The sequence below is a fragment of the Neobacillus sp. DFD-2R genome (assembly GCF_057747865.1).
This window is the reverse complement of sequence record NZ_CM173228.1, coordinates 640370-653636: the sequence shown is the minus strand read 5'-3', so window position 1 is coordinate 653636 and position 13267 is coordinate 640370. Positions and strand designations below refer to the sequence as shown.

At 36.6% G+C, this 13267-nt stretch carries 14 protein-coding genes and 1 pseudogene; 10 read left to right on the top strand and 5 right to left on the bottom strand.

Annotation, left to right across the window (positions count from 1 at the left end; genetic code table 11):
• Positions 1 to 2: 2 nt before the first annotated feature.
• The 3 genes from AC3ANV_RS03125 (at position 3) to AC3ANV_RS03115 (ending at position 2210) form a co-directional block, all read left to right on the top strand.
• Positions 3 to 677, top strand: a complete 675-nt coding sequence (locus AC3ANV_RS03125; RefSeq protein ID WP_488312228.1) for a DUF1796 family putative cysteine peptidase — start codon at positions 3 to 5, stop codon at positions 675 to 677.
• A gap of 192 nt (positions 678 to 869) precedes the next feature.
• Complete coding sequence (locus AC3ANV_RS03120; protein WP_488312227.1) at positions 870 to 1025, top strand: hypothetical protein; 156 nt, start codon at positions 870 to 872, stop codon at positions 1023 to 1025.
• 51 nt (positions 1026 to 1076) lie between these two features.
• Complete coding sequence (locus tag AC3ANV_RS03115) at positions 1077 to 2210, top strand: hypothetical protein (protein WP_488312226.1); 1134 nt, start codon at positions 1077 to 1079, stop codon at positions 2208 to 2210.
• 180 nt (positions 2211 to 2390) lie between these two features.
• Here AC3ANV_RS03115 and AC3ANV_RS03110 read toward each other — a convergent pair whose 3' ends face one another.
• Entirely contained in the window at positions 2391 to 3116 is a 726-nt protein-coding gene (locus AC3ANV_RS03110) for a sugar phosphate nucleotidyltransferase (RefSeq protein WP_488312225.1), read from the bottom strand.
• A 205-nt stretch (positions 3117 to 3321) separates the two neighbouring features.
• Here AC3ANV_RS03110 and AC3ANV_RS03105 point away from each other — a divergent pair, with 205 nt between their 5' ends.
• On the top strand, positions 3322 to 3591 hold the full coding sequence (locus AC3ANV_RS03105; RefSeq protein WP_488312224.1) for a hypothetical protein: 270 nt from the start codon (positions 3322 to 3324) through the stop codon (positions 3589 to 3591).
• Between the two features lie 41 nt (positions 3592 to 3632).
• On the opposite strand, the gene AC3ANV_RS03100 is transcribed toward AC3ANV_RS03105, so the two are convergent.
• Both AC3ANV_RS03100 and AC3ANV_RS03095 read right to left on the bottom strand, forming a co-directional pair.
• On the bottom strand, positions 3633 to 4370 hold the full coding sequence (locus tag AC3ANV_RS03100; RefSeq protein WP_488312223.1) for a glycosyltransferase family 2 protein: 738 nt from the start codon (positions 4368 to 4370) through the stop codon (positions 3633 to 3635).
• A gap of 20 nt (positions 4371 to 4390) precedes the next feature.
• Positions 4391 to 5560: a glycosyltransferase gene (locus AC3ANV_RS03095; protein ID WP_488312222.1), complete on the bottom strand. Its 1170-nt coding sequence runs from the start codon at positions 5558 to 5560 to the stop codon at positions 4391 to 4393.
• Positions 5561 to 5811: 251 nt separating this feature from the next.
• On the opposite strand from AC3ANV_RS03095, the gene AC3ANV_RS03090 reads away from it, so the two are divergent.
• The 6 genes from AC3ANV_RS03090 to AC3ANV_RS03065 all read left to right on the top strand — a co-directional run bounded on the left by AC3ANV_RS03090 (position 5812) and on the right by AC3ANV_RS03065 (position 11634).
• On the top strand, positions 5812 to 7113 hold the full coding sequence (locus AC3ANV_RS03090) for a nucleotide sugar dehydrogenase (protein WP_488312221.1): 1302 nt from the start codon (positions 5812 to 5814) through the stop codon (positions 7111 to 7113).
• Complete coding sequence (locus AC3ANV_RS03085) at positions 7110 to 8087, top strand: NAD-dependent epimerase/dehydratase family protein (protein WP_488312220.1); 978 nt, start codon at positions 7110 to 7112, stop codon at positions 8085 to 8087. The genes AC3ANV_RS03090 and AC3ANV_RS03085 overlap by 4 nt, the downstream gene beginning before the upstream one ends.
• A complete protein-coding gene (locus AC3ANV_RS03080; protein WP_488312219.1) occupies positions 8084 to 9064 on the top strand; it encodes an NAD-dependent epimerase/dehydratase family protein in 981 nt (326 codons plus the stop codon). The genes AC3ANV_RS03085 and AC3ANV_RS03080 overlap by 4 nt, the downstream gene beginning before the upstream one ends.
• A complete protein-coding gene (locus tag AC3ANV_RS03075; protein ID WP_488312218.1) occupies positions 9054 to 9902 on the top strand; it encodes a glycosyltransferase family 2 protein in 849 nt (282 codons plus the stop codon). Before AC3ANV_RS03080 ends, AC3ANV_RS03075 begins: the two co-directional genes overlap by 11 nt.
• A gap of 64 nt (positions 9903 to 9966) precedes the next feature.
• Positions 9967 to 10815, top strand: a complete 849-nt coding sequence (locus AC3ANV_RS03070) for a glycosyltransferase family 2 protein (RefSeq protein ID WP_488312217.1) — start codon at positions 9967 to 9969, stop codon at positions 10813 to 10815.
• 27 nt (positions 10816 to 10842) lie between these two features.
• On the top strand, positions 10843 to 11634 hold the full coding sequence (locus tag AC3ANV_RS03065; protein ID WP_488312216.1) for a glycosyltransferase family 2 protein: 792 nt from the start codon (positions 10843 to 10845) through the stop codon (positions 11632 to 11634).
• 120 nt (positions 11635 to 11754) lie between these two features.
• Here the strand turns inward: AC3ANV_RS03065 and AC3ANV_RS03060 are convergent, their stop codons facing one another.
• Positions 11755 to 12357 carry a response regulator transcription factor gene (locus AC3ANV_RS03060; RefSeq protein WP_488312215.1) on the bottom strand — a complete coding sequence of 201 codons (603 nt, stop codon included), beginning with the start codon at positions 12355 to 12357 and terminating at the stop codon, positions 11755 to 11757.
• Positions 12354 to 13251: pseudogene (locus AC3ANV_RS03055) on the bottom strand (sensor histidine kinase); the annotation flags it as partial. The gene AC3ANV_RS03060 and the pseudogene AC3ANV_RS03055, both read right to left, overlap by 4 nt.
• Between the last annotated feature and the right edge of the window lie 16 nt (positions 13252 to 13267).

The window sequence follows — 13267 nt, the reverse complement described above, 5'->3', positions numbered from 1 at the left end:
AATTGAAATTAAAGGAGATTAAAAGATCTTACGATGTTGTTGTCAGCTTAGGATCTTGGTGCGGTGTTGCGAATGAAATGAAACGACATCATTTAAGACGATTTTCCGGTCCGTTCGATTGGATAACCACTCCATCACTCTCCGTTATAAACCGATTATTACTAAATAGATTTGAAGGCTTTATGGAAATGGAAAATATGAAATTTGTAAAATATTCAAAATTCCTTGTTGATAGTAGTACTGAAAATGAAGAAGTAACTGAAAGGGAAACATATATAATAATGGATACAAAGTACAATATAGCCTCCTATCATGATTTTCCTGTGATTCCAAACCAAAGTTGGACAGCAGATTATCCTTCTTACAAAGAAAAACTTCATCGCAGAATTAATCGGTTTTTCGAAAAAATCAATAATAGTAAATTAACTTTATTTATTAGGTATAATGCTAGTTACAGTGAGGTTGCTGAATTAAGGTCCATTTTGTCTAGGCTTACAAAAGGAAAATTTCATATCCTAAATGTTAACCCGGTAGAAGGTTTACAAACAGTAAAAGAAGTAAATTGGGACTTAGATGGGGTTGTGTGCATGGAAATCCCCTATATCCTTACTGATAAATCACAATGGAATCAGCAAGATTGGGATTATATACTAAAAGGGATTACAGTAAATAATTAATACATGTAAGCAAACCTTTCTTCGATCGTCTGTTGGAGAAAGGTTATTTAGTTCGGGAGCATAACACTTTTTATAAAATGATTAATGATCGCAACCAATCAAGTTTAACTAAGTATCAATATTATGTAGTAGAAACTTAAAAAGGAGTGACAAATCATCATACATCCTGAAAACGAAAATATAGATAGGGCATTGAGTGATATAACGAATGCAATTGTTAACATTAGCAAAGCAATCATTCATTTTGAAGATCGCAAAGATTTTGAAAAAGTAAATGAACTTAAATTTGCCTCATCCACACTAAAAATGACTCAAAAAATCATTCAATATGGTTTATTACATGACTAAAAAAATAACGATCACTCAAATTTGGCCTATGTTTTATGAAAGGAGTAAGAAATGGTAGTAAAAGCTAAAAAAATGAATGAAGTTATTTTGCATGTAGGATTGCATAAAACAGGTACATCAAGTATCCAAGAGACATTATTTTCCGAGATAAATAATAAACTTTTGGAAGAAAAAGATTATTTATATCCAATAAGCTGGTATTCAAATCATTCTATTCCTATCTATAGTGCGTTTTGTGATGATCCTGAAGGCTATTATGAAAATAGTAGGAAAGGATACAGCATAGCTGAAATTAAAAACATAAATGAACGATACTTAGAAGGATTAGAAACAGAATTAACTGAGAGAGAGCAGTCTAAATTAATTATTTCCGGTGAAGATATTTCGCTGCTTTCTGTTGTTAATTTAAATGCATTAAAGACATATTTGAAGTCATTATCTATAAATGATGTCACGATAAAAGTGATGATTTATGTAAGAAATCCCGTACCGTGGTCAATAAGTGCGATTCAAGAAAAAATTAAAGGTGGTCAAACCTATCAATATGCTTTCCAATACATGCTAACAAACGTCGAAAATATTTTTACGGAGACCATAGACAAGTTCGTTCAAGTGTTTGGAAAAGGAAATATAAATGTATACTCATTTGAAGAGGCTGTTGCCCATAAGTATGGGCTTGTTGGACATTTTTTATCTTCGCTTGGTTTCATTGATAGTGAAATAAGTAAATTTTATGCTATAAGAGCTAATGAAAGCATTTCCCAAATAGCAGTAGATTTGTTGTCTTTTATAAATGAACAAGTGCCTATCATGAAAGACGGCAAATTGCATGAAAAAAGAACTGATGGAGATATTATTTCACTTTTAGACATTAGAGGTCCCAAGTTTGATATACCCTTTAATGATAAGAAAAAATTATTCGAAAGCAGCCAAGAGGATATCAAATGGTTAAAGGAACATTATGGAATAGACTATTCTAATTTAATAGCACCTGAGACAAATAACATTAACTATGAATTTACTGAGGAAACAATCCGGGATATAAAAATGGCATACTTCAGCACCTGGTTATCTCCCACTCTAAGAGGCATGGTTATAGATTTTTTGCAACAACAACTAAAAGCTAATTTAAATGAAAATAGTAAATTGATGTTAAATACGGTATTGGATGAACTTGGTTCTTAATCACAGGCATAATAATAAACCTTCAGGCAATAAAACGAGAAAAAAAAAGAAACACCCCTGATTAATTGTATTAATTGAATACAACGAATCGGGGGTGTTTTTGGTGTGAGAATGAAAATTATAAACTCTACTTCATTGATCAACTCCATCAACATCCCAATTTTATTTTTTAATTCTATCTTATTCTTTTTTCTTTTCAAAAAAATGTTTATTCGCTTCGAATAAAGCTTCATGCGTACCTGCATCAAGCCACCATTCTTTTAAAACATCATATTTAAGTCCTTTTCTATTAATATAGAGATTATTTAAATCAGTTATCTCTAACTCACCTCGGCTGGAAGGCTGTAAGGAATCAATTAACTCAAATACATTTTTGTCATAAAAGTAAATTCCTGTTACACAAAATTTCGAATTGGGATTTTGCGGTTTCTCTACTATGGATACTATAGATTTATGGGTTTCATCTATTGTTGCAACCCCATATCTTTCCGGGTCTTCTACTTCTTTTAATAGTACTTTTGCTTCTTGCCGGCCTTTTTGAAACTCCTCGATAAATGGCCTTAAATCGTCATCAAACAGGTTGTCCCCTAACAAAACAATAAACTTATCATCAACGAAGTCCCTTGCGCATTCTAATGCATCAGCAATGCCGCCCCCATTATCTTTTTGAATTTTATAGGATAATGTAACGCTTAATTCTTCACCAAAACCAAATAGGGCTAAGAAAGAATTTAGGTCTTGTTGGTTTGTGACAATAAGGATATCGGTAATTCCTGCATGCTTTAATCGATGAATCGACCAATAGATCATTGGATAAGAACCAATCGGCAGCAAGTGTTTATTAATGATCTTGGTTAAAGGCTGTAATCGAGTCCCTTTACCACCCGCAAGTATTACTGCTTTCATGAATACATCCCTTTCCGTAAATTTTTTCATTCCTTATATTTTTATGAGAACAAGGACAATTATGGTACAACTTTAGTCCTTACTTTAAGAAAATGGTCTTTTTGATATTTGCCAAAAGAAAAATTAAAAGTAATTTAATTAGCCCTGTCCTTGCTTGTCCATATGAATATATTATTTTATATAAATGGTGAAAGGATGTGAAAAAATGGGAAGCCACAGCTCAAAGGGTTCCAAAGGTGACCACGATGATTGCAAAAATGACTGTTTATGCAAATCTCTAAAAGATTTCAAGGGTGATGAAGTAACGATTACGACAAAGACTGGTGATGTCATTACAGGGGAACTAAAAAGTGTAAAAGACTGTTGTGTAAAAATTATAGTTCCAGGCAGTGTATCTCCTTTGGTTGGCAGAAGTTTGACAGTCGTCCGTTGTGAAGATATTGAAAGCTATTCTGTCGAGTTATTAGAAGGTTAAGAAATTCCGGAACAAAAAGAAAGGCAGTGATGACAAAATCACTACCTTTCCCTTTGATCCATAAAGTCCGCTATAGCAGAAGTACTCGTCACAAGCCGGCTCCGCCTTCTTAAAATAGACTCCCTTGCATCAGAAGTATGATGCTGAGGCGTGTCATATCGAATGTATACATAATGTTCCTTTGAAAGAGAGTACATTTTCATTCGATTCTCAAAGCATAACCGTTGAAAAGAGCTATCCTCACCTTGGTTGATAGCGGGAAAGGTCACTTTTTTAAAAATCTCTTTCCTAAACACCATCGTTGCCCCGCTTAAAAAATTAGAACTTTTATTGTAGCTTTGACCATTATTTAGAATCCAGTGATTCTCATGATTGGGATTATATAATCGTACTTCTTGATTCTGTTTAAAGTAAATGTAAAAAGTGCTTTTACCAACTATATCTGATTTAGTTCCAATCATCGCCTCATTGGCTTCCTTCAAAAACTTGGACCCATAGTAATCATCATCGTCCATCTTTGCGATGAAATCATATTTTGCCTTTCCAACCCCTTTATTTAAACATTCCCCTAAACTCAACTCATTTGGAAATTGCAGTATTTGACAGTTTATTGCAAGTTCTCCAAGAACATACTCAATCCTATTCAAATTCATACTCGAGGAATTGAGAATTAAGATTAGTTCCTTTTCCGTTAAGGTTTGTTTTTGAAAATTAACTATAATGTTATTTACATACTCTTCCCTATTTGTACAAGCAACAACGGAAATCACGCTGACCACAACCCAACCGTTCCTAATTTTTAGTAAAACAGTTTATTATAATACTTAAGCCAATTCTCAACATCGAGATTTTTTTGTAGATTTTCATATTCTCTTAAATAATTACTTTTCCTTGAGGCGTTTTTTTTAAATTTTGGATTATTTTTAAATGGAGGTGTATGGCCCAAAGCCAATAATTTTAACATATCTTCAAATTGCTCTGATAAAACTTTATATTTTGGCCCCATTTTTTGAATGAATTTATGCTGCTCTAAAATTTTAGATAGTAAAGTATATGGTTCAGCTTTTCTTAAATCTAATGATAGAAGAAAAATTTCAAAATCGGGATGTTTTTGATGAAATTTTTGATAGTTCTGCACCGCTATTTGTCCTCTATCGGGGTTAGCGGGAGTCATTTGCTGGAAAGCTTCAGCATTGGTGGAAAAACAAAACCTCCCTCCTTCTAAAAAAAAGCGGTACGCAAGCTCCCAGTCGTCATAACCTAATGGCGAAAATTGTTCATCAAAACCACCTAGCGAATTTACACAGTGTTTTGGAATTGAAACATTACCGGTACAAAAAGTAATCCAAGGCAAATGAAAATGATCCAGCATGGGACCGTGAGTAGAAATAATTTCTTCAAACATCTTTACAAATTGGAGATTAGGCCGAAAAGCAAACGGCGTATAATTTTCATTATAAATTTCTTCTTCCAATATTAAATGGTGATCCGGTGAGTTCAGCATCCGTTGTTGAATAAAAGGATCATTAAACTTCTCCTCTAAAACCTCCTTTTGCGGTTCAGACCATCTATCCTTGTAATCATAGGACAATATAAAATGCCAATGTCCCATTCCTGATACGGCAAAATTCTCCTTATTTTCATGTTCCTTAACATGGGACTCAATAAAGGTCGAAGGTAAAATGAAGTCACTATCACAAAAAATAATCAATTCCCCTTCTGCGTGTTGTATCCCCGTGTTTCTTGCAGTCGGAGCACCTTTATTTATAGGATGGGAAATGACGGTTAAATGATCAGATGCATACTGCTTCAATAATTCTAGTGTTTCATCTGTAGATCCGTCATCAACGATAATGACCTGATACCTGGACTTTGGGTAGGACTGTCTGTTTAGCGATAAAATGGTATTCCGCAATATTTTTCCACGGTTATATACCGGAATGACAACACTAACTTGAGTAGGTTCCATAAAAAATAACCTCCCGTATCGAAAAAAATAATATGGTGAATTCTGTAATCTAAACTTGTACTTTTTAATCATCCTTATATCATATGAATTCCAATCATTATTGTTAATATTGATATAAAGTGCTATTTTTTTTCAAACAACTTTTAAAAAAATTACATAAGTATTTTGATGTCACGTTATATTAGACTATTCCCGACTATGTTTATCGGCATAAGATAAACAAAATAAATGGTAAACGAGGGAAGGGAAACATGTTAGATGAAATTGAGCGCAATAATGCCCATTTAATGAAGGTTGGTGTAATTGGATTAGGCTATGTTGGATTACCCCTTGCTCTTCTCTTTGTAAAAAAGGGATTCGATGTCACCGGAATAGATATCGATCAAAGCAAAATAGACAGTTTGGAACAATATACTTCATATATACCGGATATTAGCAGTGAAGAATTAAAAGCGGCATCCTCCACAGGGGGTTTTACTGTTTCTTCCAGTTATCAAAGTGTCGAAATGTTAGATGTAATCATTATTTGTGTCCCAACCCCTTTGACTTCTTCTCATACACCTGATTTAAGCTTTCTTCTTAATGTAGGAAAGTCACTTGCTCCATACCTTAAAAAAGGACAACTAGTTATACTGGAAAGTTCAACCTATCCCGGAACAACGAGAAATAAACTTCTCCCTATTTTAGAAAAAAGCGGATTTCATGTTGGAACTGATTTTTTCCTTGCCTATTCTCCTGAACGCATTGATCCAGGGAATAAGTTAATGCCGGTAGACGGGATTCCAAAGGTAATCAGTGGCGTTACGGACCAATGCAAAAAGCAAATTTATCATTTGTATAGCCAAATTTATAGACAAGTTTTTGTCGTTTCTTCACCTGAAGCCGCTGAACTTACCAAATTACTGGAAAATACTTTCCGCTTTATCAACATTTCCTTTATTAATGAAATGGCCATGTTATGCGATAAATTAAACTTAAATGTATGGGAAATTATTCAAGCAGCAAATACGAAGCCTTTTGGATTTACTGCCTTTTATCCCGGACCGGGTATTGGGGGACACTGCATTCCTGTTGATCCATTATATTTACAGTGGGCTGCAAAAAAACAGGGGACATCAAGCCAATTTATTGAGCTATCGAATCGGTTAAATCAGGATATCATCGACTACATCGTTGACCAAGTTAAAGCCCTATCTTCTAAAAAAAAGCCACGTATTCTCATTTACGGTGCCGCCTATAAAAAAGATATTAATGATCCTCGGGAATCACCTATTTTTCCTATCATTCAAAGACTGAACAACGCTCATTTCCACATAGTCTATCATGATCCTTTTATTCCGGAAATAATAGTTAATGGTGTAACAATGCAGAGTATTCCTCTTACAGCGGAGCAACTACAACAGGCGGACTGTATCCTACTTTTAACGAATCATTCTGAAATTCCTATTCAAAAAATTTTAGAACATGCAAAGCTTGTTTATGATACCAGAAATATTACTAAGGGTCTGTCAGGAAATGCCAAAGTAATTCGATTGGGAGGCGGAATTCAATGAAGATACTTGTAACAGGCGGTGCAGGGTTCGTTGGTTCACACATTGTAAAAAGGCTGATTGAGTTGAACCACACTGTGATTACATTGGATGATTTATCGACAGGAAAACAGGCTTTTCTTAGTGAGGTAATTAACCACCCTAAGCATACCTTTGTGAATGGATCTGTGCTGAATCGAGAACTTCTCGAAAGCTTACTCGACCAGTGTGATCTCATCTTTCACTTAGCAGCCGTATTAGGTGTAAAAAATACCGTCGAAAATCCGCTAAAGGTAATTGAGGGAAACATTGACGGAACACGGAACGTTCTAGAACTTGCTTATCCAAGAAAAATAAAAGTAATTTTTTCCTCTACATCTGAAGTATACGGAAAAAACGATCAACTTCCATTCAGTGAAAATTCAAACAGAGTATTAGGGCCAACCACGACACATCGTTGGTGTTATGCTACAGCAAAAGCCCTTGATGAACATTTATGCTTTGCATATGCGCGTATCGGGCTTCCTGTAACGGTAGTCCGTTATTTTAATGCCTATGGACCTCGGGCTACAGCTTCACAATATGGCGGTGTTATCCCTAAGTTTATAACCGCCGCATTGAAAGGAGAACCGTTAACGGTATATGGAGACGGCAACCAAACAAGATGCTTTACGTATATTGATGATATGGTTACCGGAACACTCTCTTGCATGGACCATAAGTATAATAATGAGGTATTCAATATTGGCAAGGATCACGTTATTTCGATTAACGAACTTGCTAAAAAAATTAAACTTTTGAGCAGCTCGATATCCCCTATTATTCATATTCCTTATGAAACTGCGTATGGTAAAGGCTATGAAGACATGAAAAATAGAATTCCGGATTTGACAAAGTCTACTAAACTGTTGGATTTTTACCCATCCATTGATATTGATGAAGGACTTAGAAAAACAATAGCTTGGTATAAAGCAGACATGGAGAGGGGGCAAGAGTGAGGGTACTAGTAACAGGAGGAGCCGGTTTTATTGGTTCCCATATTGTCGATTTGCTCATTGAAGGCGGGCATGAAGTAATCGTTGTTGATAATTTAAGTACTGGAAAAAAAGCGTTTATTAATAAGAAGGCGATCTTTTATTTGCTCGATATTAACGCTCCTCAATTAGAGGAGGTTTTCGCCAAAGAAAAACCTGAATATGTCATTCATCAAGCAGCACAAGTGGATGTAGCAAAATCTGTTGAGAATCCGATTGACGATGCTGAATCCAATATCATCGGTACCATCCGTTTATTGGAATGCTGTCGAAAATACGATGTTCAAAAAATCATTTATGCCTCTTCTTGTGCCGTATACGGAGAAACCGACGACTGCAGCATTCAAGAGGATTTTACCGTTCAACCTATCTCCTTTTATGGAATTTCAAAGCATACTCCGGAATTATATATTCAACTTTATCATCGGTTCTACGGCATTCCTTTTACGATCCTCCGCTATGCCAATGTTTATGGTCCCCGTCAAACCCCAAAAGGTGAAGGCGGTGTTATCGCTATTTTCATGCAAAAAACTTTAAAAGGTGAACAAGTAGTAATTTATGGGGATGGGGAGCAAACGAGGGATTTCGTTTTTGTAAAAGATGTAGCAGCGGCGAACCTTCTTGCTCTGAATAGAGGAACGAATCAAATTATCAATATCGGCCTTAATAAAAAAACCAGCATAAATAAGTTATATGCTTTAATGTCATCATATGTTTCACCGTTATATCTTCCAAAGCGAAATGGAGATATCCAATTCAGCAGGTTGAATAATGAAAAAGCAAAGCAGTTATTGGACTGGAATCCTACCTATGATTTACTGCGTGGTTTAGATGAGACTAAGAGGTTTTACGAGAACGATAGGTCTCTATTTTATGATAATGGTATTTACGGAAAAAGAATAAACGTTCTAAAAATGGAAGATGGGATTCATGATGAATAGTATGGTGACCGTTCTTATCCCATTTTTTAATCCGGGTACTTATATAGTGGAGGCATTGGAAAGTGTTTATGCCCAAACATACAAAAACTGGAAGATCATCTTAATAAATGACGCTTCAACGGATCATTCTATTTCGTTGATTGAAGATTACCTCGAGGATCCACGGGTTAAAATGGTTACTCACTCTCAAAATATGGGACAGTCTAAAAGCTTAAATACGGGTTTAGCACTAGTTGAAACGCCTTTTCTGATCCAGTTGGATGCAGATGACTGGTTTTATCCCCATACATTAGAGGTACTATTAAAGGAAACGGAAACGAACCCTGAAGACATAGCAGTTTTTAGCGGAAATATAAACGTAGTATTTGAGTATATGAATAGGGAATCCAACAATATAAGAAAAAGAAATAGACATCTATTAAAAAAACAGGAGAGGCAAAGAATGAAGTCACCAATTCTAGTGAGAGGACGCTTATTCCCGGACCGATATGATTTTCTCATGGCAAACAGTTCCGTTTGGCCCCGTTTCTACCGTACTTCCGCTTTGCAAAGTATCGGGGGATGGCCGGTAGATGACCCATATGAAGGACGTTACGCAGAGGATTTAAGGGTTCTCTTACGTCTAATTGAGCACTACCGCTTTCATTGGGTCGATGAAGTTTTGATGAACCATCGCCGGCATAACCAGAATCAATCAAATTGGGAGAAAATTTACGGAGAGACTATTGAGTGGACAGTGCGTGATACTTTAAAGCGTTGGGGGGATGAGTATGAACCCATATTTAAAACGACTAAAAAAGGATGGAAAGTGGTTACCCAACTTAATGACAAAAAATAAAAGGTCTTTTTCAAAACGATAAGACTTTCCCTTAAAACTCCTTTTACTGAAAGGCTGATCGTCTATGTCAGAAGTCACCATCATTATTACCCTCTATAACAAGGAAAAATTTATTGAACAATCGATTAATAGTGTTCTGAAACAACAATTTACTGATTGGAAATTATTAATTATTGATGATGCCTCAACAGATGAATCAACTAAAAAAGTGGAACAATTTCTTCCCGATGAAAGAATAAGATTAATAAAGTTAAAAAGAAATTTAGGTCAAACCCATCTTTTAAATTATGCGTTAGCACTTATTGATACCCCCTTTTTCATCCAATTAGATGCAGATGATTGGTTAGACGAAAAAGCCCTTCTTCATTCTTACAATGTTATGAAATCTGACCCAACGTTAGCATTTGTTTATGCAAATAATATGGATTATATTGAAGATGAGAATGGAAATATTGTTAAGACGCGGCACATTAGGCATAAGCAGTTTCATGACCGCTATCAATTACTCAAGGAATTGTGGTATACGTTATTGCCAAGGTTTTACAGAACTGATGCTGTAAAAGATATTGGAGGTTGGTTAGCTCAATCAAATGGTGATATGTTAGTCGAAGATTATCAAATGATATTAAGGCTAGCCGGGAAATACAACTGGAAATGGCTTGATGAGGTCCTATACTATCGAAGAATTTATAACAGAAATAATAAAAAACATACAGATACACTCCCGATAAGAACGCAGTATGTTTATGATCTCTATACCCAGCTCTTAAAAGAGTGGGGAGACGAATACCGCGCTAAATTCGTAAAGGTCTGGGGAATGCATGTAATTAAAGATTTTATTCCTACTTCATTAAATAAACGTAATAAAAAAAATAAACGGATGACTAACCCGCGGTTTTCAGTACCACTTTAAGAAATATTTAAAATGGAGTGAATCAAAATGGACGGAGTATCCGTTCTTATCCCTTTTTATAATCCGGGAAACAAGCTTATTCAAGCGGTAAACAGTGTGTTTGAACAAATTTATGAAAATTGGAAACTCATCTTAATTGATGATGCCTCCACTGATGATAGTGTTACATTCATTTCAGATTATCTTAAGGACCCCCGCGTAATACTCTTAAAAAATCCTCAAAATGCAGGAACTGCTTACAGCTTAAATCAGGGGTTAAAGCATGTAGATACTCCATTTGTCATTCAACTGGATAGTGATGACTTTTTTTATCCTCACACTTTGGAAATATTGATGAATGAAGCAAAGTCCCATTCTGACAAAACAGCAATGGTTTGCGGCAACGCAACAATCGTATTTGAAAATGAACATGGGACCCGGTGGTTTACATTCATTTATAAAGGTAAATCTTTTAACGATAAATATGCCTTACTATTATCAAATCAAAATTTATTTCCCTATTTCTTTCGTACTAATGCACTTATTGATGTAGGCGGATGGCCTGCAGAAAACTCTTCAAATGGAAGATTACTTGGGGACAAGGAACTTTTGCTAAGAATCATCGAAAAATACCATATTCATTGGATCGACCAAATGGTATATCACGTGCGCAGACACGGGCAAAACTTAATTAATGAGAATGTTAAAGGATCCTACCGGAGGCTTTTTGAAGAAATGGTAATGAATTCTTTACAACGCTGGGGCGGAGAATATCGGCCTATCTTTACTTATGATGATGGTGGTTGGAGAATCTTAAAGAAGCTGGAACGAAATAACTGAAAATAGCATTAAATAGTAAAAAACTGCCTATCTTTTAGAGGAAGTTCAAAACGAATACACTTATGGGAAAGCGGCGGAGTGCCGCTTTTTTTATTTGTATAATAAACACGTAAATTCATGTTAAATCCACCCTTTCTTCTCCGCAATACTAACGGCTTCCATTCGGTTTTTTGCATCGAGTTTGTGAATGATTTCCGAGATATAGTTGCGGACAGTGCCTGATGATAAATAGAGTTCAGACGTGATTTCTTTCGTGGTTTTACCAAGAGCAGCCAAGCGTAAAATTTCCTGTTCTCTTGAGGTGAGCGGATTCTCTTCGCGAATCACATCAAAGGTTAGCTCCGGGCTGAAGACCCGCTTCCCTGCCGTCGCCTTGCGAATCACATCGGCAAGCTCATCGATCTCGCCATCCTTCAGTAAGTACCCATGCACACCAATTTTTACCGCCCGTTCAAAATATCCCGGACGGGCAAAGTTGGTTAAAATGATGACCTTACTCTCAGAGCCTCTATTCGCGAGCTCCTCAGCCACCTCCAAACCGTTTCGCACCGGCATTTCAATATCCATTAAACAGACATCCGGTTCAAGCTCAAGAATGGCGGTGAGCGCCTCCTCCCCATTCATCGCTTGACCGATGACCTTCATATCCTTTTCTAAATTAAGTAAGGAGCCAAGCGCACCTAACAGCATTCGTTGATCTTCAGCAATAAAAAGACGAATCAATTCGCCGCCCCCTTCCTAGCTGCTTTTTTTATAATCGGTACAGTCATTTCCAGAACGGCACCATGATGGGTCGAAAGCTTAAGACCGCCGTCAATTAACGCCAGCCGCTCTTCCATTCCCCGCAAACCATTTCCAAACTGCTTACTTTTATTCATCATCCTTTTCTACAACGTTCATTTTTTCAGAGGTTTGAGAAATGGAAATCGAACAATGGGTCGCCCGGCTATGCTTGACGACATTGGTGGCCGCCTCTCTAAGGCACATGCTCACGATATTTTGCGTAACAGGGGGAATGAGCTGGAAATCAACATCGCCATCGTATTGATAGGTAATTCCCGCTGCTCGCAAAATTTGCTGAGTTTGCAGGAGTTCTTCGGTGATGGTGGCGGCTCTCATGTCGGAAACCAGCTCGCGTACTTGCTTTAACGCGGCCCTTGAGGTGATTTCCATTTCCTTTGCCTCCAGTCGTGCCCGTTCCGGGTCTGCTGCTGTTAACCGCTGGACAAGCTGGCTTTTTAACGTAAGCAGTGACAGTGTATGCCCGAGCGTATCGTGAAGATCGCGGGCAATTCGCACCCGCTCCTCTCGCTTGACCAGTTCGTTAATTTGTTGATTGGCTTGATCCAGCTGCCTTTCCAGCTCCATCCGTCTGTTCATCGAGCGGATGCCAAATGGCGAGATCAGCATAATGATGATAGATGGAACAAAATAGAGCAGCTCGGCCGCCGATAGCATGGTTCGCGTTTGCCCAATATGATAGAGAAATGGCAGGATTTCAACGAAAAATAAAGCAATCAGGCCTTGATAGAACTTCGTTTTTTCACGATAATAGCTGATAAAGTTGGCTGGGAAAAATCCTAAAAATAGGTAATTAAGATTGTAAAAAACTGGCCACTATGGCGGCAAGATC